27 protein-coding genes, 1 tRNA gene, 1 pseudogene and 1 riboswitch are annotated in these 26,997 nt (G+C 40.8%); of the genes and pseudogenes, 12 read left to right on the top strand and 17 right to left on the bottom strand.

Annotation, left to right across the window (positions count from 1 at the left end):
* Positions 1 to 73: 73 nt before the first annotated feature.
* Positions 74 to 3,535: a tetratricopeptide repeat protein gene (locus RMX98_RS09630; RefSeq protein ID WP_409880820.1), complete on the bottom strand. Its 3,462-nt coding sequence runs from the start codon at positions 3,533 to 3,535 to the stop codon at positions 74 to 76.
* 156 nt (positions 3,536 to 3,691) lie between these two features.
* On the opposite strand from RMX98_RS09630, the gene RMX98_RS09625 reads away from it, so the two are divergent.
* A complete protein-coding gene (locus RMX98_RS09625; RefSeq protein WP_322669940.1) occupies positions 3,692 to 3,988 on the top strand; it encodes a hypothetical protein in 297 nt (98 codons plus the stop codon).
* A gap of 304 nt (positions 3,989 to 4,292) precedes the next feature.
* Complete coding sequence (locus RMX98_RS09620) at positions 4,293 to 5,258, top strand: acetamidase/formamidase family protein (protein ID WP_322681337.1); 966 nt, start codon at positions 4,293 to 4,295, stop codon at positions 5,256 to 5,258.
* 72 nt (positions 5,259 to 5,330) lie between these two features.
* Here the strand turns inward: RMX98_RS09620 and RMX98_RS09615 are convergent, their stop codons facing one another.
* A complete protein-coding gene (locus RMX98_RS09615; protein WP_409881356.1) occupies positions 5,331 to 5,951 on the bottom strand; it encodes an NADPH-dependent FMN reductase in 621 nt (206 codons plus the stop codon).
* 63 nt (positions 5,952 to 6,014) lie between these two features.
* Between RMX98_RS09615 and RMX98_RS09610 the strand changes: the two genes are divergently transcribed.
* From RMX98_RS09610 to RMX98_RS09575, 8 genes are all read left to right on the top strand, one after another.
* The gene (locus RMX98_RS09610; RefSeq protein ID WP_322681335.1) at positions 6,015 to 6,503 is read left to right on the top strand and encodes an NUDIX domain-containing protein; all 489 of its coding nucleotides are present in this window, start codon (positions 6,015 to 6,017) and stop codon (positions 6,501 to 6,503) included.
* A 213-nt stretch (positions 6,504 to 6,716) separates the two neighbouring features.
* Positions 6,717 to 8,426 (top strand): fumarate reductase/succinate dehydrogenase flavoprotein subunit, encoded by a 1,710-nt coding sequence (locus RMX98_RS09605; RefSeq protein ID WP_322681334.1) that lies wholly within the window; start codon positions 6,717 to 6,719, stop codon positions 8,424 to 8,426.
* A gap of 15 nt (positions 8,427 to 8,441) precedes the next feature.
* Positions 8,442 to 9,137: an HAD-IA family hydrolase gene (locus RMX98_RS09600; protein ID WP_322681333.1), complete on the top strand. Its 696-nt coding sequence runs from the start codon at positions 8,442 to 8,444 to the stop codon at positions 9,135 to 9,137.
* Positions 9,138 to 9,212: 75 nt separating this feature from the next.
* Complete coding sequence (locus RMX98_RS09595; protein WP_322681332.1) at positions 9,213 to 9,995, top strand: class I SAM-dependent methyltransferase; 783 nt, start codon at positions 9,213 to 9,215, stop codon at positions 9,993 to 9,995.
* A gap of 19 nt (positions 9,996 to 10,014) precedes the next feature.
* Positions 10,015 to 10,479, top strand: coding sequence for a GNAT family N-acetyltransferase (locus tag RMX98_RS09590; protein ID WP_322681331.1), 465 nt, complete (start codon positions 10,015 to 10,017; stop codon positions 10,477 to 10,479).
* Positions 10,480 to 10,557: 78 nt separating this feature from the next.
* Complete coding sequence (locus tag RMX98_RS09585) at positions 10,558 to 10,785, top strand: ferredoxin family protein (protein ID WP_012408944.1); 228 nt, start codon at positions 10,558 to 10,560, stop codon at positions 10,783 to 10,785.
* Between the two features lie 18 nt (positions 10,786 to 10,803).
* The gene (locus tag RMX98_RS09580; RefSeq protein WP_322681330.1) at positions 10,804 to 11,787 is read left to right on the top strand and encodes a HEAT repeat domain-containing protein; all 984 of its coding nucleotides are present in this window, start codon (positions 10,804 to 10,806) and stop codon (positions 11,785 to 11,787) included.
* A gap of 2 nt (positions 11,788 to 11,789) precedes the next feature.
* Positions 11,790 to 12,845: an Mrp/NBP35 family ATP-binding protein gene (locus RMX98_RS09575; protein ID WP_322681329.1), complete on the top strand. Its 1,056-nt coding sequence runs from the start codon at positions 11,790 to 11,792 to the stop codon at positions 12,843 to 12,845.
* Positions 12,846 to 12,881: 36 nt separating this feature from the next.
* On the opposite strand, the gene RMX98_RS09570 is transcribed toward RMX98_RS09575, so the two are convergent.
* The 13 genes and pseudogenes from RMX98_RS09570 to RMX98_RS09510 form a co-directional block, all read right to left on the bottom strand.
* Positions 12,882 to 13,463 (bottom strand): Uma2 family endonuclease, encoded by a 582-nt coding sequence (locus RMX98_RS09570; protein WP_322681328.1) that lies wholly within the window; start codon positions 13,461 to 13,463, stop codon positions 12,882 to 12,884.
* A gap of 80 nt (positions 13,464 to 13,543) precedes the next feature.
* Positions 13,544 to 14,521, bottom strand: coding sequence for a 2-dehydropantoate 2-reductase (locus tag RMX98_RS09565; protein WP_322681327.1), 978 nt, complete (start codon positions 14,519 to 14,521; stop codon positions 13,544 to 13,546).
* A 51-nt stretch (positions 14,522 to 14,572) separates the two neighbouring features.
* Positions 14,573 to 15,442, bottom strand: a complete 870-nt coding sequence (locus tag RMX98_RS09560; RefSeq protein ID WP_322681326.1) for an inositol monophosphatase family protein — start codon at positions 15,440 to 15,442, stop codon at positions 14,573 to 14,575.
* Between the two features lie 243 nt (positions 15,443 to 15,685).
* A complete protein-coding gene (locus tag RMX98_RS09555) occupies positions 15,686 to 15,946 on the bottom strand; it encodes a hypothetical protein (protein WP_409880821.1) in 261 nt (86 codons plus the stop codon).
* 138 nt (positions 15,947 to 16,084) lie between these two features.
* Positions 16,085 to 16,690, bottom strand: coding sequence for a PEP-CTERM sorting domain-containing protein (locus tag RMX98_RS09550; protein WP_322681324.1), 606 nt, complete (start codon positions 16,688 to 16,690; stop codon positions 16,085 to 16,087).
* A gap of 75 nt (positions 16,691 to 16,765) precedes the next feature.
* Positions 16,766 to 17,521, bottom strand: a complete 756-nt coding sequence (locus tag RMX98_RS09545; protein WP_322681323.1) for a cobalt-precorrin-6A reductase — start codon at positions 17,519 to 17,521, stop codon at positions 16,766 to 16,768.
* A gap of 222 nt (positions 17,522 to 17,743) precedes the next feature.
* Positions 17,744 to 18,157, bottom strand: coding sequence for a DUF1636 family protein (locus RMX98_RS09540; protein ID WP_322681486.1), 414 nt, complete (start codon positions 18,155 to 18,157; stop codon positions 17,744 to 17,746).
* Positions 18,158 to 18,178: 21 nt separating this feature from the next.
* A riboswitch (cobalamin riboswitch) is annotated at positions 18,179 to 18,341 on the bottom strand.
* A gap of 176 nt (positions 18,342 to 18,517) precedes the next feature.
* Positions 18,518 to 18,613, bottom strand: a pseudogene (locus RMX98_RS09535) (uroporphyrin-III C-methyltransferase); the annotation flags it as partial.
* Positions 18,614 to 18,640: 27 nt separating this feature from the next.
* Positions 18,641 to 19,033: an ACP S-malonyltransferase gene (locus RMX98_RS09530; protein ID WP_322681322.1), complete on the bottom strand. Its 393-nt coding sequence runs from the start codon at positions 19,031 to 19,033 to the stop codon at positions 18,641 to 18,643.
* The gene (locus RMX98_RS09525) at positions 19,030 to 19,404 is read right to left on the bottom strand and encodes a DUF433 domain-containing protein (protein WP_322681321.1); all 375 of its coding nucleotides are present in this window, start codon (positions 19,402 to 19,404) and stop codon (positions 19,030 to 19,032) included. Before RMX98_RS09525 ends, RMX98_RS09530 begins: the two co-directional genes overlap by 4 nt.
* 173 nt (positions 19,405 to 19,577) lie before the next feature.
* The gene (gene cobA, locus RMX98_RS09520) at positions 19,578 to 20,357 is read right to left on the bottom strand and encodes a uroporphyrinogen-III C-methyltransferase (RefSeq protein WP_322681320.1); all 780 of its coding nucleotides are present in this window, start codon (positions 20,355 to 20,357) and stop codon (positions 19,578 to 19,580) included.
* Positions 20,354 to 21,100: a sirohydrochlorin chelatase gene (locus RMX98_RS09515; RefSeq protein WP_322681319.1), complete on the bottom strand. Its 747-nt coding sequence runs from the start codon at positions 21,098 to 21,100 to the stop codon at positions 20,354 to 20,356. The genes cobA and RMX98_RS09515 overlap by 4 nt, the downstream gene beginning before the upstream one ends.
* A gap of 144 nt (positions 21,101 to 21,244) precedes the next feature.
* A complete protein-coding gene (locus RMX98_RS09510) occupies positions 21,245 to 21,628 on the bottom strand; it encodes a DUF4359 domain-containing protein (RefSeq protein ID WP_322681318.1) in 384 nt (127 codons plus the stop codon).
* 124 nt (positions 21,629 to 21,752) lie between these two features.
* Between RMX98_RS09510 and RMX98_RS09505 the strand changes: the two genes are divergently transcribed.
* Positions 21,753 to 21,825, top strand: a tRNA-His gene (locus RMX98_RS09505).
* A gap of 318 nt (positions 21,826 to 22,143) precedes the next feature.
* Here RMX98_RS09505 and RMX98_RS09500 read toward each other — a convergent pair.
* The gene (locus RMX98_RS09500) at positions 22,144 to 22,797 is read right to left on the bottom strand and encodes a methyltransferase family protein (RefSeq protein ID WP_322681317.1); all 654 of its coding nucleotides are present in this window, start codon (positions 22,795 to 22,797) and stop codon (positions 22,144 to 22,146) included.
* Between the two features lie 344 nt (positions 22,798 to 23,141).
* Between RMX98_RS09500 and RMX98_RS09495 the strand changes: the two genes are divergently transcribed.
* Positions 23,142 to 25,562, top strand: a complete 2,421-nt coding sequence (locus RMX98_RS09495) for a sucrose synthase (protein ID WP_322681485.1) — start codon at positions 23,142 to 23,144, stop codon at positions 25,560 to 25,562.
* Positions 25,563 to 25,717: 155 nt separating this feature from the next.
* On the opposite strand, the gene RMX98_RS09490 is transcribed toward RMX98_RS09495, so the two are convergent.
* The gene (locus tag RMX98_RS09490) at positions 25,718 to 26,272 is read right to left on the bottom strand and encodes a peptidoglycan-binding domain-containing protein (RefSeq protein ID WP_322681316.1); all 555 of its coding nucleotides are present in this window, start codon (positions 26,270 to 26,272) and stop codon (positions 25,718 to 25,720) included.
* Between the last annotated feature and the right edge of the window lie 725 nt (positions 26,273 to 26,997).

The following is a 26,997-nucleotide window of genomic DNA, read 5'->3' as shown; positions in this document are numbered from 1 at the left end:
TGTGCGATCGCTAGCAATGCTTAAATAAAACTTATGAATAATTTGACGTTGGCAATAAATTTTGCACTGCACCCTAAGACTCTGTTTCTAGCCTATCCCGCGCTGTCAAAATTACCTCGCGCACCTCACCCGCGCACTCTTCACCCGTCGCCTCGCGCCAAATAACTTGAAATTGGCTTTCTCCTAACTGCTTGAGCATACGGGCTAAGGCATTGATATAGTAACCAATAAAATCTTGATTATGCTCTAAGTCAATGGCTAAAGCATGAATGTAAATTTGCAAAGCCTGAGCGTAATTTTCTTGAGCTTCTAAAACCCTTCCCCACTTACCCAATGTTGCTGAAGCCCAATACCAATCACGGAATTGCTCATAAATTTCCCAAGCTTTTTGATAATAGTTAATTGCCACATCAAACTGCCGTTGCTCTTCGGCTACCATGCCCAGTGCGTGATATTCTGTGGCAGAACTGTACAAATCTCTAGCATCTTCAAATATTTTCAGCGCTTTGTTGAAGTAATCAAAAGCCATATCAAACTGCCGTTGCTCTTCGGCTACCACACCCAAGTTGTGATATTCATCAGCAGCACTGTACAAATCCCTGGCATTTTCATATATCTTCAGCGCCTTATGGTAGTAATTAACAGCCACATCAAACTGCCGTTGTTCTTGGGCTAACATACCCAGATGGTGATATTCTCTAGCAGCACTGTACAAATCCTCAGCATCTTCATATATCTTCAATGCTTTGTTGTAGTAATCAACAGCCACAGCAAATTGCCGTTGCTCTTGGGCAACATAGCCTAAATTATGATTAGCAGTGGCAATTTTGTCATTAATTGACAAGCCATTTAAAGCTATTAGTTGATTCAGAATTTCTTGGTAAATTGTCCTCGCCCCTTCCAAGTCAGCACTTTGAAACGCTTCGTTTGCATCCCCACCCCGCAGATACATCCAGAAATCTAGAGCATCTTTACCCTTTGCTTTGGCATCTGCCAAGTGAATACCAATATGCTTCAGCGCCCGTTGTCGCAGTGACTTAAATTCGGGTTTGCGCCCTATGCGCTTATACACTTCTCCCAAGGCTTGCAGAATCGATTGTGCATAAGCCCATTCCTGTTGCTGTTCGGCAAGGCGCAGATTTTGCAACAAATTTGGTTCTTCTACCCGCAGCACAAAAGTTGCCAGTTCCGCATTGCTGATGAGTTTCTCACGGTAGCTACCCGCCAAATAAGCGTAGAAAATCAGTAACTTTTTTTCAAGTTCGTTAATCAACTCCTGGGAAGTAATTATGTTTAACTGCTGACGCAAATACCAAGGTAGTGCTGGGTGAATTTTGTAGATAGTCTCATAACCCAAATATTCCAAAACACCTGCGGCTGCGGCTTCATTGAGAATTTTCATCCAATCTGGTTTTTGCAAGTTCTCCCCTAAGACTGCCCGATAAGCTTGCCCATAATAACCATCAGAACTTTGTGAAAAACTATGTAGCCAATCTGCATCAACCCGTTCCGAAAACAGTGCCAAAAATGGTAAATGCCGTCGTGTACGTTCCGACAACTTGGCAAAAGAATAATCCAACGACACAGTAAGAGATTTTTCTCTCCCTTCTTCCTCTTGCCCCCTAAAAGTATCCAACCCCCGTCGCAGTGCCTCAATTAACTGCACGGGTGTCTGTGTCTGCAAATGCGGCAACACCACCCGCAACGACAAGGGATGTCCCCCCAGCAATTTCAGCAACTCTAAATACTCTGCTGGCAGGTTCTTTCTCTCCACACCCACCGTTTGCAAAATCTTCGCGGCTAACTCTTGGGCATCCGCTTGAGACAACCCCCGCAAATTGATTAAACTGTAGCCACAATCTAGCCAAGGTTCTTCGCGGCGACTGGTAATTAATACCCAAGATTTACCACCCCGCAATTCCTTAAGAAACCGCTTCAGCTTATTTCTCTCTTCTCCACTCAATAATGGTTCATTCCCCGTAGGAAAACCGTTGACAGGTTCAAAGTTATCCCAAATCAATAAACAAGGATGAGTTTGCAGATATTGCCGCACCACAGCCTCTTGTTGTTCTAGCATCATTTGGGAAAATCTCTCACCGCCCAACGCCCTACCAATTTGGTTAATTACCTGACTCAACCCCGCACCTTGTTCAAAGGAGGTGAAGAACATACCGCCTGTACGTCCTTGAGTTTCATCCAACCATCTGGCGAAACCTGCGGCTAACTCAGTTTTACCAACGCCGCCCATTCCCTGCACCAAAACCAGATGATTTTGCCGAAATGCTCTCTCTAAACGCAAAATCTCATAATCTCGCCCAATAAAACCATAGGCGCTTTCATCAGGTAAACCTACAGCTTTGCTGCTTTCTGGGGTGTTGTCTGTTTGCGCCATCAAATCGGCAAAACTGGGTGCTGTCTTTTTAGGAACAAAAGGCGTGTAGGGTTCCTGCTGATACAACACCGGCACAAGCCAATCTTGTAAAGGTAAATTTCCTTTAGGACTGGGGCGCATTTTGTCAATAGACATGGACTTACGCCCTGCTGCAACTGCTGTGGCGATACACTCTCCCCGGACTAATTCCCCATACAACCGCCCAATAAAGTGTTCTGCACCTTTGGCGTAAACTGAATACGCCATCGCTACCACGCCCTTAGCCCCCAACTTTACCAACTGTCCCGCTACAGAAGAAAAAGCTTCTTCGCCTACTTGTCCAGACTTGCAAGCATTCAGCACAAAAATTGGTACGCGACAATCTGTTAAATATTGGGCAATTTCCCTAGCACTGACAGCTTGTTCATTTCCCTGTTCATCCTCAAAGACTAAAACTCCCTGAGTCTCGCTGTCAAAATTTCCATGTCCATCAAAATGAACGATATGATAAAAACCTTTATTTGCTTGCAGTTCCGCTTCAAATGCTTTCAAGCTAGGGGGACGCAATACCTTAAGATTGACTCGCTGACGTATCGGTTGTAGCGCCGCCAGCAGGGGACGGGCAATGGTTTTAAACCCAACGTCTTGCTGATCGTAAGGACGCGCAATAACTAGTAAAATATTCAGTTGGTCATTGGGCATTGCTGGCAATGGTGCTTTTACGCCCTGACTGCTGAGACTGCGATACATTCCCCCCAGTGAAGGTGCAAGAAATTGATAATCGGGGGAATATAGCAACTCCCAAGGCAAATTCAGCACGTTGGCGTTATCAGAAATGATGCCCAGTTCACACTTATCTAGCCCTTCCCGTATCGCTTCCTGAAAAAACTCTCTTCCTTTCTCTGTACTGCGAAATACTAGCTCAAATAGCTGTTGTCCCCATTGCTGTAATTTTTGTTCAATTTTGACAGCGTTATCTGGAAAAATACCGTAAGGAAACTGTAAATAATCTTCTAAATACCAGCGCAATTCAGCCGCGTTTTCTTTATCGAAGGGTTGTTGGAAGACGACTTCTGACGCAAAACGAGGACTTTCATATCCGCGTTGCCAAGAAAGTTGGATTTTGTCGTCTTGATGCGTAATCCGCAACCAATTCTGCACCATAGCTACTGCCAACACTAGTTAATGTGATGTTACCTTATCCTAGTAATTCACGCAGAGGTTAACTGATTACTTGTTAAACCCGAAGAATCCCACCTTGCTAAAGTTACGCTTCGTCTCCCCTCCCTTGTAAGCTATCCATTAAAATCTAAAATTGTTATGAGAGCTAAAATCGAAAATAAAATACTTTTTATCCACCACGAAGATTTACCAGAGTTTAAGAAGGGTGGTTCTGTGGTGAGAAATTCTTATTTTTGGGCGCTACGTTCAATTGCTGGTCAAGCTTCACGTTATCGTGATTGGGAATACGAACCGGAGGTTTGGCTAGCGCTTTCGCGAATGCTTTTGTCGTTTGCTGAATCTGGGTATTTGGGTATTAGAGAAACCTTGCTTGAGTTTCCGTTATCTCAAGGAGAAATTCCTAATTTGCTACGAGATGTTTCCACTTGGGAGTAGGGATGCATATAGAAATCTGATTTTATTTTTGAACTTGTTTGCGTAGGAGGCAATAGGTGATAGGTGATAGGTGATAGGTGATAGGTGATAGGCAATAGGCAATAGGCAATAGGTGATAGGCAATAGGCAATAGGTGATAGGTGATAGGTGATAGGCAATAAGCCTTTTTAAGTTGTACTGAATTTTTTCACGCAATCTAATATGAGTTCTATAGATAAAGAAACTAATCGCCATCTCTACGAGAGGCTTTTGGTTGAAAATGTTCCTAATTAGGCTGCTACACGTAACTAAAAATAAAGCAACAATGACTCATTACATTTTAAAAGCATCAAAAGAAACTGTGCATTTAGGTGGTTTCTCTCATCTGCTAAAACCAGCACTGACTATTGATTCTGGTGATACTGTTGATGTAGAAACTTATAGTGGTTATTACGTTTATGACAAAGCACCATCTGAGTTTCTTACACCAGAATTTCTCGACATCTGTCAAAATCTTCTCCCAGAACGTAAAATTGCTGGGGGGCCGCATTTACTCACAGGGCCGATTTATGTGCGCGATGCCGAACCAGGGGATGTTTTAGAAGTACAATTAAATGCGATCGCACCTAGTTTACCCATCGGCTTCAATGCCATTCGTACAGGTTGGGGAGCTTTACCACATCAGTTTCCTCAACCTGCGTTGAGATTCATTCCTCTAGATTTAACAAACAATGTCGCGGAATTTCCGGCGGGTGCTGGCATAAAAATTCCCCTCAAACCGTTTTTTGGAATTCTTGGTGTCGCTACTCCAGAAACCTCTCGAACTTCTATCCCACCAGGTTCTTACGGCGGTAATATCGACAATCGAGAACTGCAAGCTGGTTCTCGTTTATTTTTGCCGATTTTCGTACCAGGTGCATTATTTTCTATTGGTGATGGGCATTCCGCGCAGGGAGATGGTGAGGTAAATGTCACCGCCATTGAAACTTCGATGAACGGTAAAATTACCCTCAAAGTTCGCAAAGATTTACAACTAACAACACCAATCGCCGAAACTCCAACTCATATCATTACAATGGGGTTTGCTCAAACCTTAGATGAAGCCTTAGAACTGGCTTTAAAAAACATGATTGATTTTTTAGAACGCTTCATCAATTTGTCGCCAGAAGATGCTTATGTACTGTGTAGTTTAGCTGTGAATTTTCATATCACGCAAGTTGTGAACAGTCCCCAAAAAGGTGTGCATGGAATGCTACCAAAATCAATTTTGTCTAAGACTGTCAATTTATAAGTTGCAATCTATCGACCATTTTTTACATCTAAATATTTTAGGTGTTCGCTGTTTACTGAACACCTGAAGAGTTTAATTTAGCTTCAGCAATATTTTTGTTAAGCCCTCGCCTAACTTTTCAATAGATTCTTGCTGTTTAAAATCTACTAACGTGCCATCAGGATTAAAGGCTTCATAAGCTTTGGTTACTGCTATTTGGTCGGGTAGTACCAAAACTTTGATGTTTCCCAAAATAGACCGCAGGTGAACCAACCCCCGCAAACCACCAAGAGCGCCTGGAGAAGCACTCATAATCGTAGCAACCTTACCTGCAAAAGCCGCCAATGGCGCTTCATTTGGGGCGGGACGGGATGCCCAGTCAATAGCGTTCTTCAAAACTGCTGTGAGTGAACTGTTATATTCTGGCGAAGCAATCAGCAATCCTTGATGAGAAATCAGCAAATCCTTGAATGTGCGGGCGTTGGCAGGTAGTCCTTCTTGAGCTTCCAAATCTTCATCGTACAGAGGTAAAGGCAAATCGCGGAGGTCTATATAAGTCACTTCTGCGCCTGCTGCCTGAGCGCCAGCCGCCGCGATTTTTACCAATTTTTTGTTGTAAGACTCAATCCGGGTGCTGCCTGCAAAGGCGAGGATTTTAGCTGTAGATGCCATAGTTCTAGGTTGAATGGGAATAATTAACCTGTTCAGGTGCATTATCCTGTTTTCAGGCGATCGCTATTTGCTACTTTTAGATTTTCTTTACAAACTTTCTCGTTTATGGCGAATTGGTCAGATTCTTATCTTGGTAAGTTACGACAAGTTGTAGGCGATCGCCTACTTCTGTTATTTAGCGTATACGTGATTATCGAGGATAATTTGGGGCGCGTTCTGTTGCAAAAACGAAGTGATTTTAATCTTTGGGCGCTACCTGGTGGCTATCCAGAAGTAGGTGAATCCGCCGAAGAATGTTCAGCACGAGAGGTTTTTGAAGAAACTGGTTTAACGGTTAAGCGTTTTGCAGCTGTGGGGTTTTCTTCCAATCCAGCCTTTGAAACTGTAACCTATCCTAATGGCGATCGCGTCCAAACCTTCAATTTGATTTTGCGAGCCGTTGAATGGTCAGGCAGTCTCGCTTGTCTAGATGGAGAATCGCTGGCACTGGAATTTTTTGATTTGGCGGACTTACCTACATTAATGCTAAACGATCGCCCTATTTTGGAAAAGTTTCAAGAATACAAGAAAAACGGCGAATTTCTGTTGTTCTAAAAATCTGGTACTCAGATTTCAAGCAACACACTGTAGGGGCACACATTTGTGCCCACTACACATTTTTTCACATCTCAATAAAGGATTTCCAAATAAAAAAATCCCCGACAAGATTGGATAATTTATTTGTTGGAAATCCCTAACAATGATAAAATACGGTAACTTCAAGATTTTACCGTATTTTGTGCAAAACCTATAAAAAATACTTTATATATGAATATCAATACCCAATGGATTAAAACAGATGTACTTGTCATTGGCGGCGGTACAGCAGGAACAATGGCAGGTATCAAAGCAAGACAAGCGAATCCTGATGCAGATGTGCTGATTTTAGAAAAGGCTAACATCCGTCGTAGTGGTGCGATCGCAATGGGTATGGATGGAGTGAATACCGCAGTCATTCCCGGTCATTCTACACCAGAACAATACGTGCGCGAAGTCACCTTGGCTAACGATGGCATTCTCAACCAAAAAGCCGTATATCAAACAGGCAAATTAGGTTATGAAGTCATCCAAGAATTAGAAAGTTGGGGTGTTAAATTTCAAAAAGATGCCCAAGGTAACTATGACTTAAAACAAGTGCATCGTGTAGGTAAATATGTCCTACCCATGCCAGAAGGTAAAGACTTAAAAACCATTCTCACCCGTCAAGTCAAACGCCACAAAGTCAAAGTAACAAATCGCGTCATGGCAACAAGGGTATTAGTTAAAGAAGGACGCGCTATCGGTGCAGTGGGATTTGATGTCAGGAACGGCGATTATATTGTCATTCAAGCCAAAGCAGTCATCTTGTGTACGGGTGCTTGCGGCAGATTAGGATTACCAGATTCTGGCTATCTCTACGGCACTTATGAAAATCCTACCAATGCCGGGGATGGCTATTCAATGGCTTATCATGCAGGCGCAGAACTCAGCAATATTGAATGCTTTCAAGTTAATCCTCTAATTAAAGATTATAACGGCCCTGCTTGTGCTTATGTTGCTGGCCCTTTTGGCGCTCATACAGCTAATGCCGAAGGAAATCGCTTCATTAGTTGCGACTATTGGAGTGGTCAAATGATGTTGGAAATCTGGAAAGAATTAAATTCTGGGAAAGGGCCAATCCAACTCAAAATGACTCATCTTGATGAAGATACAATCGCTGAAATTGAATCAATACTCTGGGCAAATGAACGACCAAGTAGAGAACGTTTTCATCAAGGTAGAAATGAAGATTATCGGACTCACGGTGTAGAGATGCACATTTCCGAAATTGGCTTATGTAGCGGTCATAGTGCCTCTGGTGTGTGGGTGAATGAAAACGCTCAAACAACCGTCCCAGGTTTATATGCAGCCGGAGATATGGCTAGCGTTCCCCATAATTACATGATTGGGGCATTTGTTTTCGGTCGCATAGCCGGAACTCATGCGATTGAATATATCCAAGATTTAGACTTTATTGAACCAGATAGAGATTTTTTAGAAGCTGAAAAAGCCAGAATTTATGCACCATTAACTCGTCCGAATGGTGTACCTCATACTCAAGTCGAATATAAATTAAGACGCTTAGTTAATGATTATCTACAACCACCAAAATCAGGTAATAAAATCGAAATTGGTTTAAAACATTTTGTGCAATATCAAGAAACATTAGATTTAATGGGCGCTCGTGACCCTCATGAATTGATGCGTAGTTTAGAAGTTCACTTTATTCGCGACTGTGCAGAAATGGCAGCCAGAGCATCATTGTATCGTCAAGAGACTCGTTGGGGTCTTTATCATTATCGTTTAGATTATCCAGAAAAAAATGATGAGGAATGGTTTTGTCATGTCAATTTAAAGAAAGATGAATTAGGGAAAATGGTATTGTTTAAACGTCCTGTAGATCCTTACATTGTAGAAGTCGATACAGTCAAGGATGTATACAGCGTTGCTGTTAAGTAAAATTACCATTATAAAATGCTCTACGAAGCAATAATTTTCGATCTCGATAATACACTGTTGAATTTTGAGCTATGCGAACGCCAAGCTATTCTGGGAGCGCTTGAAGATTGTGGAATATCTTTATATTTAAAGGGAGTAAGAGAGACAACTTTTCTTCAAGCCTTTGAAACTTATAATTCCCAGTATTGGAGACAACGAGAAACCTTTTCTCCTAATGAATTAATCGAGATGTCTTATCGAAGTACACTTGCTAAATTAGATATACAAACAGAGAAAATCAGCAATCTTAGCCAAAGTTTTTGGCATATTTTTAATCATTCTGCTCTAATGGAATCTGATGTAAATGAAGTACTAACTGTTCTCGCAGATAATTATCGTTTGGCTGTGATTACAAACGGGTTTGTATCAGCGCAATTACCGAGAATGCAAGCTGCTGGAATTGAGCATTTTTTTGAAGAAATTGTAGTTTCTGAAGCAATTGGTTTTGCTAAACCATCTCCTGAAATATTTCATTATGCTTTGTCTAGATTAAATTTAACACCAGCAGAAGTTATTTACGTTGGAGATTCTCTAAAGCACGACTATGCGGGAGCAACACAAGTCAAAATAGATTTTTGTTATTACAACAGAAAAAATCAAAATTTACCACCAGAAGCAAAACCAAAGTTTATGATAAATGAACTATTAAATTTACTGGAATTGTTTAACTAACAGTTTTTTTGATTTATTCATCTAAAATTATATTTTAAATGGGTTGTTTTAAATTATTTTGAGGATTTTTATAATATGTCTATATATAATTCAATTGGTCAACAATACTCAAAAACTCGCGTTACTGATATCCGTATTGTCAATAAATTAATTGATTTACTCAATTTACCCAAAGGTAGCATTATTGCTGATATTGGCGCTGGTACTGGTGGTTACAGTCTAGCGCTAGCTAATAAAGGATTTCTTGTTCATGCTGTCGAACCTTCTGTAGTGATGCAAAAACAAGCAGTAGAACATCAGCAAGTCAAGTGGTTTACTGGCTATGCAGAAAATTTACCTCTACTAGATAACTCTGTTGATGCTGTTGTAAGTATCCTGGCAATTCATCATTTTTCTAATCTCGAAAAAGCTTTTCAGGAAATGCACAGAATAATTAAAGATGGGGCAATAATTTTGTTAAGTTTTGATATTAGATTAGCTCAGAAGATATGGCTTTATGATTATTTTCCGTTTTTGTGGGAAGATGCGTTACGATTTTTACCACTTAACGAACAGGTTAATTTAATTCAGAGTAATAGTAATAGGCGTGTTGAAGCCATACCCCTTTTGTTACCATACGATTTATCTGATTTATTCGCAGCAGCAGGCTGGAGACGACCAGAGTTATATCTTCAACCAGAAGTACGTGCAGGGATATCGTCTTTTGCTTTAGCTAATCAAGATTTAATTGAGCAAGGAGTAAAACTACTTGCAGCAGATTTAAGTAGTGGAAAATGGAGCAAAAAATACGGTGATATTCGCAATTTGACAGAGATTGATATAGGCTACCGTTTTATACGTGCAACTTTTGATAACTAAATAATTGTAATTTTAAATTATGACAAACAAAGTTAGTGTAGGTGAGAAGATTAAAATTAGACAAGCTGAGATTAAAGATGTAGTGAGAATTGCTAGTCTTTGCGAACAACTTGAATATTCTGTGACAAATCAACAAATAGAGCAGCGCCTTACTAAAATTAAAAATAACGATGCTCATATTGTATATGTTGCCACTGTAGAAGATGAGTATATAATTGGTTGGGCGCACGCTCATATTTGTGAATCAATAGTTATTCCGACTCCAGCAATTATTTTGGGATTAGTTGTAGATAAAGATTATCGTCATAGTGGAATTGGACGTTTTTTAATGCAACAAATTGAACAGTGGGCTTCTCTGGCTGGATGTGATAGTGTTCTGTTACGTTCTAATATTAAACGCAAAGAGGCTCACTTGTTTTATGAAAAAATTGGTTATACCAATATAAAACAATCACTGAATTTTCAGAAACAACTTACAATATAATCGTGAGATAATTCATGCAAGTTTACCTCATTTATTTTACCGTTTAGCAGTTACAGTACAAAATTATGGATTTATTTTATGGCTTTAATCAATCAGAGAATAGATGTTCCTGTTATCGTTGATGAATCAAAATGTCTAGAAAAATGCACAGCCTGTATTGAAGTTTGTCCCTTGGATGTATTGGCAAAAAATCCAGAGACAGGTAAAGCTTACATGAAATATGATGAGTGTTGGTTTTGCTTACCCTGTGAAAAAGAATGTCCAACAAATGCTATTACTGTGCAGATTCCCTTCTTATTACGTTAATTATACTGTGTTAAAAGAATGAACGATGACCTAAATTATTGGCTAGAAATGCTGCAATCGCCTAATATAAATGACCGCATAGTAGCTGTGAAAAGATTGCAGCATTTAGGCGATGAAGAAACAGTAGATGCTTTGATTATCGCTTTGCAAGATGAAAATATTACTGTTCAAAAAATAGCGATCGCTGCCCTTTGGGAAATTGCTAATCCTGTTGCCATCCCGGCTTTAATTGAATGCCTCGCTTCAGCAGATACAGATATTCGCACTGAAGCTGCATCAGCATTAAACGAGTTAGTTACACAAGATGAATTGTTGCTTTTACTAAATAAGCTCCAAAATAATGATGTAAATCTTCAATTAAATATTTTGGTGCTTTTGCGGAAGATACATGATATTCAATCTTTACCCGAGATTTTACCATTTTTAGAATCAAAAAATCCTGAGTTAAGAGAAGCAGCCGTTACGACACTGCGATATATCAATCAGCTAGAAAAATGTCCGCAAGCTTTGAATTTAATCTTTGATGAGGAAGTAAGTGTACGTCGTGCTACTGCTTTAACTTTAGAACATTTACAAGATACAGAAGTGATTACAATACTTTGTCAAGCACTGACAAATGATAGTGACTGGCAAGTTCGCCGGAATGCAGCTAAATCTCTGGCTATCCATGAAAATTATCAAGCAATTTCAGCATTAGAAATAGCTTTAAATGATGAACATTGGCAAGTGCGGAAATCAGCAGCACAAACTTTGCAAAAAATTCCAGATATTCAAGTTATGCCGAGATTAATTCAAGCATTAACAGATGAATATGCAGATGTACGCAAAGAAGCTGCGATCGCACTTGGTAATTTAGCTCATCCCGACGTTATTAACCCCCTACAACAAGCCTTAGACGATCCTGATAAAGAAGTGTCCATCCAAGCGCAACGGGCAATTCATAAGATTCAAAGCAATAGTCTCAAGGGAGCAGTAAATAACCAAGAGAAAGGCTTCTCCTGATCATGTCTCACCAGCAATCCCCCTTTCAGCATTCGGAAGAAGTAAAATCAGATACTAATCCCCATCAGCAAGAAGTCATCCAACTCCTCAAAGAGGTTATCGAGCCTACCTTAAAAAATGATATCGTTAGTTTGGGAATGGTGCGAAATCTCCACATAGTTGATGACTATGTTTACTTGCGTTTATATATTGGTTCCCATCAGCAGCAATTACAAACAGAAATTCAATCTAAATTATCATTTCTAACTTGGTGTAAAAAAACTTATATTCAAATTTGTACAATTCCTGGCGTTAAAATAACCCTAGCAGTTTCTAGCGGTAAAGGTGGCGTAGGGAAATCAACAACAGCCGTAAATATAGCCGCCGCTTTAAAATTACAAGGTGCAAAGGTCGGGCTACTTGATGCTGATATTTATGGCCCTAACGTGCCGCAAATGTTGGGTTTAGGACAAGCTGATATTCAAGTAATTCATACTCCTACAGGTGATAAGTTTTTACCTCTAGAAGTTCAGGGAATTAAACTAATGTCAGTTGGTTTACTTGTAGAAGAAAATCGTCCTTTGGCGTGGCGTGGCCCTGTGTTGCATAAAATTATTACTCAATTTTTGCAAGATGTGGAATGGGGCGAATTAGATTATTTATTAATAGATTTACCTCCCGGTACAGGTGATGCTCAAATCACAATTATCCAAGAAAGCCCTGTTTGTGGAGTAATTCTCGTGACAACTCCCCAGCAAGTAGCGATCGCAGATGTACGACGCAACATATATATGTTTCGCCAAGTGGGTGTACCCGTCCTTGGGATCGTTGAAAATATGAGCTATTTAATTTGTGGTGATTGTGGCGCACGCACGCCAATTTTTGGCAGTGGTGGCGGCGAACAACTCGCAGCAGAATTACAAGCGCCACTGCTGGGGCAAATTCCCATCGATCCCAATATTTGTATTGGTGGTGATACTGGAAATCCGATTGCAATTAGCGATTGCACTTCATCTGCAAGTGAGGTTTTTGTCCAAATTGCCACTGCGCTGAACGCAACTTTTAGCAATTCCAGATAACCTGACTGACACTCCCCGATCGTTAAGTCTAAGCTCTCACAAATGCTGTCCAGCCGTCAATACTTGGGCTGCGGTCAAATTCAGCATTGGAAAAGTTACTGATTTAATAATGTCTGTTCCTTGAAACACGGCTCCTTCATACAGCCCATCTACCAGAGTCAGCAGGGTAATTCGCGCTCGATCGCCGTCAACAATCCAGTATTCAGGAATACCCCGTGCTGCGTACTCAGAACGCTTATAGCGGTAGTCTCTATCCTCATTTACCTTTCCTGGGGAGACTACCTCAACCACCATCATTGGAGAAGGCATATCTGGAGTGATTGTAGCCCGTCCTCCGGCGATCGCTTCTAATAACTCCTGTGTCAATATCATCAAGTCAGGCAGTCGCACACGAGTACGGTTGCCTGTTACCACAAGTTCTGTATCTTTATGGCGGATAAGTTGAATCGGGACAAACTTGAGAAACTGTGAAAGTAGATAGAGAGAAATTAAGTTATTTCTATCGCTTTCCGGTGGCATTTCAACCAACTCTCCATCCACAAGTTCGTACTTAACATCCCTGCCATCATCATAGGCAAGATATTCAACCAGAGTGAGTTTATTGGCTGCTGCGATCATAAACTTTTTTATTTAATTATCACTCCATAACCTATATTTTACGTCTTGATAAGTCTTTTACCCACTACGATCTACAAACGTCAAATCTTGACTTTGGTTGCCTCCAGCAGCTTGACGCTGGCATAAATAGCATCAATATAAGGTGTGGGAATTTGAGTAAGTTTTCCCAATTCTGCCACCGCGCCTACAATCGCGTCTATCTCCGTAGCGCGTCCGGCTTCAATATCTTGTAGCATTGAGGTTTTATGAGCGCCAACATTTTCTGCCCCATTGATTCGCTGTTCTAAAGTGATGCCAAACTTTATACCCAAATTTTCTGCGATCGCTTGAGTTTCAGTCATCATTTGTCGCGCTAGTTCGCGGGTGAAGGGATAGCGGCAAATATCTTCTAGAGTCGCACCAGTCAAGGCACTGATCGGATTAAATGCTACATTTCCCCACAACTTGATCCAAATTTCTGTGCGAATTTGATTGCGGATTGGGGCTTTAAATCCTGCCTGTTTCAAAGTTTGTGCTAATAATTGAATGCGTTCTGTTTTAGTGCCATCGATTTCACCGAGAGTAAAGCGATCGCCTTCAATATGTTTAATTACACCTGGTTCAATTATCTCAGTTGCCGGGTAAACCACACAACCGATAGCGCGTTCAGCACCGATATTAGCTTCAATAATCCCATTTGGATCGACAGATTGAATCTGCGTACCTTCATACTCACCACCATGCTGACGAAAGTACCACCAAGGAATGCCATTTTGGGCTGTCACCACAATTGTGTGAGCATCGTAGAGTGCAGGAAGAAAAGGTGCGATCGCCGGAACACTGTGAGCTTTCACAGTTAAAATTACTACATCTTGCGCCCCTGCTGACTGGATATCATTAGTTGCGATCGGAGTAGCAATTTGGCTAGAACCGTCTGCCATGAGTAACTTCAGCCCATTTTTTTGAATTGCCTCCAAATGAGAACCACGCGCAATCAGCGTCACTGTTTCACCAGCCAGTGCCAGTTTTGCCCCTAAATATCCACCAATCGCACCCGCGCCAACAATACAGATTTTCATTTTGCCAAAAGATATATGAGTCGTGGAAAACGGTATCCAGTTGCTTTTAACTCAAACAGCTACACTTTGCATCGCTTCTAATAGGTCTTGATGAACAGATTTTGAGGCAGCTACGATCAATCCAGGCAGACTATAGTTTTGACAAGTATGCAATGGCGGTAAAGTCGAACCGTCCACAGTAGTTACAATCCAGCCAGCCTCTTTTGCAATAAAAGCAAGTGCAGCACTATCAAGAAATTTACCCGATTTGACAACTGCTCCACTCAAGTCGCCACTAAGAATACCATTGAGATTGGGAATTTGAATATCACTAGAGTAATCAGCCGCTATATCGATTACTTTATATCGATTTTTTAAGAAAGGTGCGATCGCATTCATACCCCATCCCAATAAAATAGCAGGTTTGGCGGATGTTATATCTAATGGGGCACAGGCTTCTAAGTTCATGTCTAGCGTGCCTTTAAAAGCGCCTTCGCCTCGAAGCGCGTAAAAATAAACGTTTTGGGCAGGAGAAATGGCAATTACTGCTTCAAAGTCATCCGCATTTAGAATACCCAGAATAATTTGGTAATTAGAATGTCCATCCATATAAAACTTCGTACCATCAATCGGGTCAAGTGTGATTAAGTAATCACCTTCTGAACCGAGTTCGATAGCGCGAAAATATTTGGTATTATTAGAACTTTCATATTCTTCACCATAAAAGCGAATATCAGGGAAAGTTCCCAGTAATACTACTTCTACTAGATTTTGAATAGCCACATCTGCATCAGTAAGGGCGGCACTAAAAAAGTTGTTTGCTTGTTCTTTGACAGGAAGTGCAGCAATTTTTGGTTGTAGAAAATGGGCATAGGCTGCTGCTACTTTCAGATGGGGGAGTAAAGTCTCTAAAATTAATCTAGTAGTTGGTGTTGTGGACATTGCAGCAAACTCCTTTTAGAAATAATCTACCGTCAACAGGGCGATAGAATTCTATATCTAGACAAAATTACGGTATCATTTTGATGCAATGATACCACCGTTGCTATATTACTTTAATCTGTATGTATCAAAGAGCCTATAGAGAGATTGCAATTTTTATCGCAAAATTAAGGGTTTAAGACCGAACGTCAATATTTAGTACAGCATCTCATTAATTCATAGCGAATTAAATTTGGCAATACCCTACAATGTCAATACATCGGCTTGCATTGTTAATGCATCGGCTTGCATTGTTAATGCATCGGCTTGTATTGTTAATGCATCGGCTTGTATTGTTAATGCATCGGCTTGTATTGTTAATGCGGTGGCTTGTATTGTTAATGCGGTGACTTGTATTGTTAATGCGGCGACTTGTATTGTTAATGCGGTGACTTGTATTGTTAATGCGGTGGCTTGTATTGTTAATGCGGCGACTTGTATTAAAAACGCTACGCTTTTACGCAAAACTGTATTTAACTAAAGTTTCCCTACAAAAAGCAAGTTACCATCAGGCTTTAAATTCCCATCTGCAACTCTCTTTTCTACAAGACGCTACGCGTAGCTTGCTTACTTGTAAGGGTATAATTTTGAATTTTGATGGTTTTAGGAAACTTTTTCGAGCTTCTTCTGAGTAAATTTGGATAGATCGTGGCGTTTGAGTAATGAAGGTGCGCCAACAAGAGTACTAAGAATGAGTAGGCTAAGGATAGAAGTAGGTTCAGAGACAGTGACTATGGTTGCAGAAAAACTAATAGGTAACTCACTATCTTCCAATCCCAAATTTTCAAAACCTGGTATGATTGGCGGCGCAGAAAATACCTCTAAATAACCTGGTGTCGGCAAAAAACTCGCGAAAAATGGACTAGAATAGTTTCCTTCCGAAGTGGAATACCCAAAACCATCACCTGTTAACTGCTGATTATTAAGACTAATTAAATTATCAATATTAAAAGGTTCGTTTCCTGGTATCGGAGTCTCGGCGGGTTGCAAACCAGTAATTGTTTCACCATTTCGTGTACCAGTAATTCCAGTAATCAGGTAAAAACCCAAATCGTTTGGGGTGTCATTAGTGGTGAAAGTACCATTCGCCGCTATGCCAGTACCAGAATAATTCCAGTTCCAACTTAAAGCAGAAGCAGCTGGCATTGTCCCGAATACTAATCCAGATGTGGTGACGAGGGCTATGGCAGATAGAGCTAGATTTTTCATGGAAGTCGTTGCTGCGATCGCAAATCTTGTAGAGGTTTCCCGTGTATTATACGGAAATTAGGAGAGATAGTATTATCAATCTTGGCTATTTCCTTCGCAGCGATCTAATAACCAAGCCAAAGCAGCATCAACATTACTAACCTGCTTCCCTGGCGGTACAGGTGGACGATTTACCATCACAACCTTTACGCCCAGTTCTCGCGCGGCAATGATCTTGGGTTTTGTGGCATTACCACCGCTATTTTTACTGACGATGGTATCAATGTTATTTTCAATCAGAATTTGTCTCTCATTATTGAGGGTAAAAGGCCCGCGATCGCACAATACCACTCCTGGCGGTACTAAAGCATCCTCGGTAGGAGGGTCAATCATCCGCATCAAAAACCAAATTTTCTCTAGGTGAGCAAAAGCGGCAAGTTCTTGCCTACCAACTGTCAAAAACACTCGCTGTGACTGATTTTCTAGCGCGGTTGCTGCGGCTTTAACGCTGTCAACTTCAATCCAGCGATCGTCACTTTCTTTTTCCCAAGGCGGACGGATTAACATCAAATGGGGTACTCCAACTTCCGTTGCTGCATCTGCCGCATTGAAGGAAATCTGACTAGCAAAAGGATGGGTTGCATCAATTAATAAGTCGATTTGCATGACTCGCAGATAGCTAGCCAATCCAGGCGCACCCCCGAAGCCTCCAACCCGCAAATCGCCTAACGGAACTGATGGTTCGCGGGTGCGGCCAGCTAGAGAGGTGATTACTTCTAACCCTTGAATAGTCGTAACTTTGGCAGCTAGTTCTACTGCATCACCCGTCCCACCCAAAATCAAAACGCGCATTCATTAAAAAGGAGTCAGAATTCAGAATTCAGGATTCAGAATACTCTACCCATAAAGGGATAGGTTTAAGGAAGAATATTTGAATTTCTTTTTGCCCACGGGGAAAGAGGTTTTAATCTATACTTACTCTCTCGCGGACTCGCTTTGCTTTGCTCTATCAGCTATTCGTACAGAAAACTTTACTGAATTCTGACTCCTGACTCCTGACTTCTGAGTTCTTCTTCATAAAGGTGGAATCTTTGCTAAAATGCCCTTCTTCATCGCTTCTGGACGCTCTGACCAAGGCAGTAAACCATCTGCTTTAGCATAATATTGACTAGCACATTCCAGCACAGCAGAGGCACTCCCATCAACAGCTAAATCGCCAAATAAATATGTTAATTTGCCTTTGCCAGCAAAGGCGACTACACAAGAACGATTACAAGCACTCATACATTCAACTTCCTGAATCGGAAATTGATCTCGTAACTCCCAATCTTGTGCCAGCTGCTGAAGTTGGTGTAAAAGTTTTTCACCACCACTTTCACCTAAGCGTTTTCCATTTTGCCAAACGCTGGCACAGGTTTTGCAAACAAATAAAGTATGTTCAGCAACATCCAAGGGATTAGTTGGGGAAATATTTACAGTCGTAGTCATCTGTACCTCGCAGATATGTGAAACTAATAAATCGATTTCGGCGGGCATCCTGACTTACTCAACTTGAGATTTTATTTAATCTCAAATTGGTTCACAGTTGCGGGACAGCGCCGGATTTGCACCGAACTTTCCCCGTTACCTCTGGTAGCTGACTCCCACCAGAACCGAACAACCTTATTGATCATACACTAGAGACCTCTTGGCATTTGTGCTTTTTGCAAGAGGGGGAAAAGGGTAAAGGTTAAAGGGAAAGGGGACAATACAGAACCTTTCCCCTTTCCCCCTTTCCCTTTTCCCGACAAATGCCAAGAAGTCTTAGGGTTATCGGAAAATACCAAACAATAAGCTTTGCGCCAACTATCAAACTGGACGACAGCCAGATAAAATACTGTGCATATTTACTACTTGTTCAATAACTGCGATCGCAGGCGCACTAAATCCAGTTTCTTCTATCTGAACTGTATTGCAATTAACGGATAGCCTTTAGGGAATGAAAAGCCGACTCACGCCCAAGTAGTTCTCAATGTACAGCACAATGTCAGCAAGACGGGCAATACATTGCTCTCGATACTCTCGTTCGATGAGTCGCTCAAGACTTCCAATTGTGATTACAGGTAGCGATGTTGGTGTACCCTCTTCACGAATTGTTTGCTCCAGTGAATTTTTGCCTTTTGCATTTCGATTTGCGGTTAACAAAAGCATTTGGTTAGCTTGTGCGAACTGCCAGATGACTCGATCGTTGCTATCAATGGCTAATCCAGCCTCTTCTAACATTACAAAGCGAATTGACAAAAAGTCGAGCCAACCCTCAGCAGCTAAGGTTCCTTGTAGAAGAACGACGTAGCCCTTCAGGTTATAGTCAACCAATACAATCATGCAGTGAGTCCAAGCTTTGCTTTCCAGGCTTGGAGTTTAGTAGAAATTTCTTCTTGTCCTGGTTTTGGCGGCATCTTTGCAATTTCTGCCAGCCGATGGCGATTTTTGTCTTCCCAATATTCTCGTATCTCTTGGGCTTCCTGTAGAATAGTTTGATACTCTGTTTCCACTTCAGTACGATTAGTGTCAATGTAGGAGAGTGCAGCGTCGAGTTGTTCTTCCGTCAAAGGCAGCCAGTTCGGGATTAGCTTGGATGACCATCCTGCTTTGAGATGATCCATAACATCGTAAATCGTGATGCGTGTTCCAGCGATCGTCAGCCCTCGTTCGGTGCGGATAATTCTTGCTTTTTCATTTGATATGGAAGTCATACCCAAATCCTCCAAACAAAAGACTTACTGCTAGTAACCATAGTATATATCAACAGTAATTTTACGCTGAATAATCACCATTTTGCGACTATTTGCAGTCTATAGGAAAATCATTGTTTTTGGGAATGTGCTGTCAATCTTAGTTTGATGTTGGACAACCTTCAAACCAAGCATCAAACTGGACGACAATGAGATAAAATACTGTGCATATTTACTACTTGTCCAATAACTGCGATCGCAGGCGCACCAAATCCAGTTTCCTCTACCTGTGTGACTATTGTTTCTAATGTCCCAATTAATTCTTCTTGTTCTGGACGCGTACCCCAGCGCACCAAAGCAATCGGCGTTTCTAAATTCAACCCAGCTGCAATTAATTCTTCCACAATATAAGGCAAATTGTGAATTCCCATGTAAATTACAATGGTTTCGGAACCGTGAGCGATCGCACTCCAATTTACTTGCGGTCTATACTTACCCGCCGCTTCATGACCAGTTACAAATGTCACTGACGAACTATACAGCCGATGCGTCAAAGGAATACCTGCATAAGCTGCTGCTGCAATTCCCGAAGTGATACCGGGTACAACTTCCGTTGATATTCCAGCTTGAACTAATTCTTCCATCTCTTCACCACCGCGACCAAAGATAAAGGGATCGCCACCCTTGAGCCGCACTACAATTGCATGATCCTGGGCTTTATCAATCAGCAATTGAGTTGTTTCTGACTGGAACAGCGAATGTTTTCCCCTCCGTTTACCAGCATTAATTTGCTCGGCTTGGGGATTAATCATTGCTAAAATTGCCGGACTCACCAAGGCATCATAGATCACTACATCTGCACATTCTAATAAACCTTTGGCCTTCAGGGTAATTAATCCTGGATCTCCTGGCCCCGCACCGACTAAATAAACCTTTCCCAAATACTTGTTCTCCTGTTTTTCTGTGCGGTTCATATCTGTGTTAAATCCCAAATTAGCTCGGCTAATTCTGCACTTGCTCCCAATGGCTCTGCCAATTGGAAATTCACCGCAGAAAATTGTAATTTTAGCTCCTCTATTGAGGTGGCGATCGCATCGGTTATTCCACCAGGGAATAAAAAGTATGGCAAAATTGCAATTTCCTGATAACCAGCAGTTACCAACTCTTTCACCCGTGATTCCAAACTAGGAGGCCCAGCCCAATAAGCAGTCACGGCTCCCAAACTCACCGCCATTGCTTCCACAGTTTCTTGCGAACCTAGACGACGGCTACCATGACCTAAGAGAATCCATGCTTCTGCTTTTATAGCAGCTATTTGCTTTGCCAGCAATTTCTCTAAATTGGAGTGAGAGCCTAAATATGGTTGCAATTCAATGATGATATCTTGACCCGTAGCCTGTTGTGCGAGTGCTACTTCGGCGGGAATATCTGTCATCACATGCACTCCCGGCAGCAGAAATAGGGGTACAATTTTGAGGTGATTCTTATTTTGAGACACTGTGCCATCGCCAAAAGCACTCTTAGCAAATTGTTGAATCTGCTCGTGTAAAGGCTGAGGACTCATTTCTAAAGCAGCTATACCAACCAAATGTTCATTATTTACTGAGTTGGGCTTTTTTGGCAATTTCTGACATACCAGCCTTGCTAAGTGCTGCATAGCAATTTCTGGGCGCGGGTCGCGACTTCCGTGAGATAATAGCAGATACGCAGATGACATTGGCAAAGCCTGAACTCTTAGTTACTATTCTTATTTAAGATGAAGCTGGGGATAATAGGTACTCTGGTAATTATGGAAACTATTATCAATTACTGAATACAAGTATTATTAATCACTTTTATCTTCTCCTGCTGCTCCTTTATATTATTGTTCTTCAACAGTGTAAGTATAAAATTGATCAAAAGCTCCTACCGTTTCAAACTTGTAAGAAGGTATCCAAGAATTTATTTTTAAATCTGTACGGTAAACACTAAAAACAACAAAATTTTGCCTTTCTGTAGTCCTGGCAATAATTCCTTGGATTTGCGGGTTAGCCGAGTCAACCAACTTATCACAGTTAAAACGGATTAAATTTTCAATAATATTCGTAGTTTTTTTACATACATCGGTTTTTAAGTATTTTGTCAGTCGTTGAACCGCATATTCTTCATATTCAACCTGACTGGGATTGGTTTTCGCCATTGTCACACCCAAGGCGGCGAGTCCTACTGCTGCTCCAGTATACGCGATGATGGTCAATGGTTTCATATTTGCCAAGTAGAATTCATTGTAATTGTTAGATTTTGGAGACTCTAAATCAACTAAGTCCGTTCCTTGAAGAAAAACTCTTGATCGCTTGCCAAATTATTGCTATAATTCAAATTGTTGAATGGCGAGCGTAGCCAAGTGGTTAAGGCAGTGGTTTGTGGTACCACCATCCGTGGGTTCGAGTCCCATCGTTCGCCCTACATAATTTCATATTGATATATTCCTATATAAAGATGGGTGGTAGTTGTGAATATTCATAACCATTACTTTAGCAAGGATCTGCCGTATACGATTTCATGGATTTCCAAGGGTTACAAATACCCAATAATTTATTAGATTATCTTATCAAGAATTTGATGTATATAAGCAAATCTACTTTATAAATGAAAATAAGTAGATGTGCAATGTCTGAGGACAAGGCACTTCTCCACGCAACCTGATAGTATAAAAAATTTAACAAGTAAGAGTTTGGACTGCTCCTGCCGTGAATTCAGATGCTGTCTAACTAACTAATTTTAAATGACAGTCTTTTCTTGTTGCTTAGAACCTGGCATCAAAAACAGTTTTGGGAATAAAAGCCCAGAGCGATTTTTGTAGTCATCAAACTCAGAGTAACGAGATAAAGAAGAGTCTTTCTTAAGCATATTTGGAATAAACACCGTGCTGATAAAACCTCCGATAATTAAGAATGGCAGCCAGTGTTGAGTCAGCATAGCGAAGGCAGTATAAATAAATATTTCTCCCAGATAATTTGTGTTGCGGCAACGAGCAAAGAATCCTTCTGTTATTAATCCCTTCTGATACTTAAGGGTATAGTACTTTTGGGCATCGCTAGCAAAGTGTAGAAAAACACCAAAGATGTTTAAGGAAATGGCTATTGCCACTAGTGGTAGTGGTGGTACTGTGCCACTACTAATCAAAATAAAGGGTGCTATCCAATATAAGCTCACCAGAATAAAGCCGAAAATGCTCTGTGGAATAGAAACGAATTGCTCCCATTGTTTATCTGGAAATAGCTGGTCTTTTAGTAGCCACAGAAAGCCATAAGTACCATGAAGTGCTAAATACACCCAAGCGCCAAGAGTGAAATTCTGGTAAACAAACATAAGTCCGAGTACAAAAAAGAATGTTAGTCCTTTATTGAGATTGATGGTATATTTAACTTTCATAATCTCGATATTGTTTTCTAGATGTCTTTATGATTAAATAAAGCATTTGAGGGCATGATGGATTGCGCCCCGTTCAATATTATGCAGTTATTTTCTAACATATATCAAAAGAAATAAAAATTGTATTCCTTTAGTTAGATCCAAAAATACTGAGTCATAGATACTTTAAGTAAAGTAGAACATGATTGTAAGTGCCATCTGAAAAGTTGATACTTGTAGATACACAGATAAACCATATTTATCTGTGTTATCTCGTGTTTATATACGGTCTAACAAAAGGTGGAGGTTTATTTGTCTCGCCTTGAAAGTCAACAATGCAAACATCGTCATCTACTGGAGTTCCCATGTCTGAATTGCTTCAAGCAGTCTTAGATAGTGAAGAAAGAAGTGATTTGCGTTCCTTTCTTAGTGAATTACGCCAACAAGAAAAGAGGTACTTGCTGCGGAACGACATACTGAATGTATATAGTGAGTATTGCTCAAAGTCCCAGAAACCAGAGGAATTTTACATTTCCTCTGAGTTAGGCAAACTGATTTACTATACTCAAGAAATTATTCAGGAGGACTCAAACTTCTGTTTCATTATCCGTTCTAAGATTGCCAGCCAAGAAGTTTATTGGTTGACATCAGACTTAAGCATTGAGGCGATGACTGTGCAGGATTTGCTGGATTTGCGCGATCGCTTGGTAAACAAATATCATCCCAACGAAGGCGACCTGCTAGAATTGGACTTCGGCCCGTTTTATGACTACACCCCAGTCATCCGCGACCCCAAAAATATTGGTAAAGGGGTACAATTTCTCAACCGCTATCTATCCAGCCAAATCTTTCAAGACCCCAAAGAATTGCTGGACAGCTTATTGAATTTCTTGCGGGTGCACCACTACAACGGTGTGCAACTGCTACTCAACGATCGCATTCAATCACAGCAGCAGCTTTCGGAGCAAGTTAAAAAAGCGATCGGTTTTGTTGATAACCGCCCCGAAGATGAACCCTACGAACAATTCCGCTTCCAATTGCAGTCAATGGGTTTTGAGCCGGGTTGGGGTAACACCGCAGCGCGAGTCCGGGAAACCTTAAGTATTCTCGATGAATTGATTGATTCTGCCGATCCCCAGACCCTAGAAGCATTTATTTCTCGTGTCCCGATGATTTTTAGAATCGTCTTAGTGTCAGCTCACGGTTGGTTTGGGCAAGAGGGCGTTTTGGGTCGTCCCGATACCGGCGGTCAGGTAGTTTATGTCCTTGACCAAGCAAAAAGCCTAGAGAAGCAGCTACAAGAAGATGTCCTGCTTGCGGGTTTAGAAAAACTAAATGTCGAGCCAAAAGTAATTATTCTTACCCGCTTGATTCCCAATAGTGATGGCACTCTTTGTAATCAACGGCTAGAAAAAGTCCACGGTAGCGAAAATGCCTGGATTTTGCGAGTGCCCTTACGGGAATTTAATCCTAACATGACTCAAAACTGGATTTCCCGGTTTGAGTTTTGGCCTTATCTAGAAACTTTCGCCATTGATTCAGAAAAAGAACTACGGGCAGAATTTCACGGCACGCCTGACTTAATAGTTGGGAACTATACTGATGGGAATTTAATAGCATTCTTACTGGCGCGACGGTTGAAAGTTACTCAATGCAATGTTGCTCATGCTTTGGAGAAATCTAAATACTTGTTCAGTAACCTATACTGGCAAGAATTAGAGGATAAATATCATTTTTCATTGCAATTTACAGCAGACTTGATTGCAATGAATGCTGCCAATTTTGTGATCAGTAGCACCTACCAAGAAATTGTCGGAACACCGGATAGTGTGGGACAGTACGAGTCTTATAAGTGCTTCACCATGCCGGAGTTATATCATGTTACCAATGGCATTGAATTATTTAGTCCCAAATTTAATGTGGTACCGCCTGGAGTAAACGAAAATAATTACTTTCCCTACACCCGAACTAAAGACCGAGTAGAGAGCGATCGCCAACGCCTTGCAGAAATACTCTTTACTCTAGAAGATCCTACACAAATATTTGGCAAACTCGACGATCCTAACAAGCGCCCTCTCTTCTCAATGGCGCGTCTTGACCACATCAAAAACCTCACAGGTTTAGCTGAATGTTATGGTCAAAGTAAAGAATTACAAGAGCATTGCAATTTAATTTTAGTGGCGGGTAAATTGCGCGTCGAAGAATCAGGCGACAACGAAGAACGCGACGAAATTATCAAACTCTACCAAATAATTGACCAGTACAATCTCCACGGTAAAATTCGTTGGTTGGGTGTACGCCTCTCCAAAACCGACTCCGGTGAAATTTACCGAGTCATTGCCGATTGTCAAGGAATTTTTGTACAACCAGCTTTATTTGAAGCTTTTGGTTTAACAATTTTAGAGGCGATGGTTTCAGGATTGCCAACTCTTGCCACACAGTTTGGCGGGCCATTAGAGATTATTCAAGATAAGGTGAATGGCTTTTTGATTAACCCAACGAATTTAGAAGAGACAGCCAGCAAAATTGTGGACTTCATCACAAAATGCGAACAAAATCCTAACTATTGGAGTGAAATTTCCCAGCGAGGAATTGACCGAGTTTATAGCACCTATACTTGGAAAATTCACACTAGTAAGCTGTTATCATTGGCACGGATTTATGGCTTCTGGAACTTTAACTCAAAGGAAAATCGAGAAGATTTGTTACGTTATCTTGAGGCTTTGTTCTATTTAATTTACAAACCAAGAGCGCAACAGCTATTAGAGCAGCATCAGTACCGTTAGTTTGTCATTTGTGAGCCACTGCGGTCTTCTCTCAAGGGGAGACGCTAAGGGCGATAGCGCAGCGTTAGCGAGTCCGCGAGCGTCTGGGGCCTCCCCAAGTTAGGCACGTGGCGTCATTTGTCATTAGCTAAAGACTAAGGACAATGAACAAATTACTAAATTGTCAACGCACGCCAAGTTCGTTGACCAACTACTCCATCCACACCTAAATTTCGCTGGTTTTGAAAGGCTTTGACAGCAGTTTCTGTTAGTGCGCCAAAAATTCCATCCACTCTCACAGCATAACCGTTAGACACTAATAGCTGTTGTAAGGCTCTGACAGCAATACCAGAACTCCCGAAATAAAGAGTGGGGAGAGGTTGGCTACTAAACTTCTGGAACTTTCCTCTAGCCTTTGTACGGACTTTAGCTTCAGACTGAGAATACTTTTTAGACTCACTTAAGTTAGAAGAAATTAGAAACTGATTCTGTCTGCTGATTTTCTTAAGTATGTGTTCTTTTTCTGGTTTGGGCGCTGAGGGAGAAGATTGGAAAATCGCATCTGTCTGCATGAATTCAGGTGGTGTGACTTGAGTAGCTATTTTTAACTGACTCTGTTTTGACTGGTTTACGTCATTTTCAACCTGAAATAATTGCTGCTGTGGCAAATTGGCCCCAGATGCTTGTCTAATTGTTAACACGCCCGTCATCATCAGGCCAATTTCAGTCATTGTAGTTTATTTTACTTCAACCAATATTTCTTTTAACCAACAACATTGTTGCTGTCTGGGATAGTACATACTGACTCAAGAAAAAAGTCGTGTACTAATTTTCAGATAATACAGTAGACTTCAACTTAGTGAAGTACACAAGCTAACTTGCAAAGCCAGGTATAAAAACTGTTTTACTTCTGAATTCTGAATCCTGACTCCTGGATTCTGCTGTATTATCATGCTTGTATTTGCCCACCTCCGATTCCATCTAATCAGACTAATATCATTAGCTTTGTGCTTTTTTATCTTTAATCAAGCCATTAAGTTGTCAGATATGCCATCTAAATCAACGGTTTAGACAATAACATACTATACGCTCATCTGGGAATGCCATCAAAGAAATTTGCCTAGTTATTTTTGGATCGCACTTAATATAGGACTCATATTTGATTTTTGAAAAAAATTCAGTATCCCTTAATCTTCTGAAATCCTTTTGCCTATTGCCTCTTGCCTATTGCCTATATACCTACTAAGCCAAGTGATTTTAGTAATCAAACCGTAAGAATTCAGCATCCAGTAGTCAAAAGCCAGAATTTATCAAGAATCTAGAATGATTGGTATATTGCATCAAATATTATCTTGATTCTTTAAGTATTCGGAATTCAGAATTCTGACTACTGAATTCTTACGTATTGATTAATGCAATATTTAACCACAACGATCATCTCTTGATTTCAAACAAT

This window comes from Nostoc sp. DedQUE02, assembly GCF_034531035.1.
In the GTDB taxonomy this organism is placed as follows: domain Bacteria; phylum Cyanobacteriota; class Cyanobacteriia; order Cyanobacteriales; family Nostocaceae; genus Nostoc.
Note: the sequence above shows the minus strand (reverse complement) of the source record. Positions and strands in the feature narration are given on the sequence as shown.

Coding starts and splice junctions, on each gene's coding strand:
- RMX98_RS09575 (WP_322681329.1), top strand. CDS start 11,790: ATGTCTCACCAGCAATCCCCCTTTCAGCATTCGGAAGAAGTAAAATCA.
- RMX98_RS09540 (WP_322681486.1), bottom strand. CDS start 18,157: ATGACTACGACTGTAAATATTTCCCCAACTAATCCCTTGGATGTTGCT.
- RMX98_RS09585 (WP_012408944.1), top strand. CDS start 10,558: ATGGCTTTAATCAATCAGAGAATAGATGTTCCTGTTATCGTTGATGAA.
- RMX98_RS09500 (WP_322681317.1), bottom strand. CDS start 22,797: ATGAAAGTTAAATATACCATCAATCTCAATAAAGGACTAACATTCTTT.
- RMX98_RS09525 (WP_322681321.1), bottom strand. CDS start 19,404: ATGACTTCCATATCAAATGAAAAAGCAAGAATTATCCGCACCGAACGA.
- RMX98_RS09545 (WP_322681323.1), bottom strand. CDS start 17,521: ATGCGCGTTTTGATTTTGGGTGGGACGGGTGATGCAGTAGAACTAGCT.
- RMX98_RS09570 (WP_322681328.1), bottom strand. CDS start 13,463: ATGATCGCAGCAGCCAATAAACTCACTCTGGTTGAATATCTTGCCTAT.
- RMX98_RS09495 (WP_322681485.1), top strand. CDS start 23,142: ATGTCTGAATTGCTTCAAGCAGTCTTAGATAGTGAAGAAAGAAGTGAT.
- RMX98_RS09530 (WP_322681322.1), bottom strand. CDS start 19,033: ATGATTGTATTGGTTGACTATAACCTGAAGGGCTACGTCGTTCTTCTA.
- RMX98_RS09580 (WP_322681330.1), top strand. CDS start 10,804: ATGAACGATGACCTAAATTATTGGCTAGAAATGCTGCAATCGCCTAAT.
- RMX98_RS09515 (WP_322681319.1), bottom strand. CDS start 21,100: ATGTCATCTGCGTATCTGCTATTATCTCACGGAAGTCGCGACCCGCGC.
- RMX98_RS09610 (WP_322681335.1), top strand. CDS start 6,015: ATGGCGAATTGGTCAGATTCTTATCTTGGTAAGTTACGACAAGTTGTA.
- RMX98_RS09630 (WP_409880820.1), bottom strand. CDS start 3,535: ATGGTGCAGAATTGGTTGCGGATTACGCATCAAGACGACAAAATCCAA.
- RMX98_RS09550 (WP_322681324.1), bottom strand. CDS start 16,690: ATGAAAAATCTAGCTCTATCTGCCATAGCCCTCGTCACCACATCTGGA.
- RMX98_RS09625 (WP_322669940.1), top strand. CDS start 3,692: ATGAGAGCTAAAATCGAAAATAAAATACTTTTTATCCACCACGAAGAT.
- RMX98_RS09560 (WP_322681326.1), bottom strand. CDS start 15,442: ATGTCCACAACACCAACTACTAGATTAATTTTAGAGACTTTACTCCCC.
- RMX98_RS09605 (WP_322681334.1), top strand. CDS start 6,717: ATGAATATCAATACCCAATGGATTAAAACAGATGTACTTGTCATTGGC.
- RMX98_RS09620 (WP_322681337.1), top strand. CDS start 4,293: ATGACTCATTACATTTTAAAAGCATCAAAAGAAACTGTGCATTTAGGT.
- RMX98_RS09615 (WP_409881356.1), bottom strand. CDS start 5,951: ATGCACCTGAACAGGTTAATTATTCCCATTCAACCTAGAACTATGGCA.
- cobA (WP_322681320.1), bottom strand. CDS start 20,357: ATGAACCGCACAGAAAAACAGGAGAACAAGTATTTGGGAAAGGTTTAT.
- RMX98_RS09595 (WP_322681332.1), top strand. CDS start 9,213: ATGTCTATATATAATTCAATTGGTCAACAATACTCAAAAACTCGCGTT.
- RMX98_RS09490 (WP_322681316.1), bottom strand. CDS start 26,272: ATGACTGAAATTGGCCTGATGATGACGGGCGTGTTAACAATTAGACAA.
- RMX98_RS09590 (WP_322681331.1), top strand. CDS start 10,015: ATGACAAACAAAGTTAGTGTAGGTGAGAAGATTAAAATTAGACAAGCT.
- RMX98_RS09565 (WP_322681327.1), bottom strand. CDS start 14,521: ATGAAAATCTGTATTGTTGGCGCGGGTGCGATTGGTGGATATTTAGGG.
- RMX98_RS09600 (WP_322681333.1), top strand. CDS start 8,442: ATGCTCTACGAAGCAATAATTTTCGATCTCGATAATACACTGTTGAAT.
- RMX98_RS09510 (WP_322681318.1), bottom strand. CDS start 21,628: ATGAAACCATTGACCATCATCGCGTATACTGGAGCAGCAGTAGGACTC.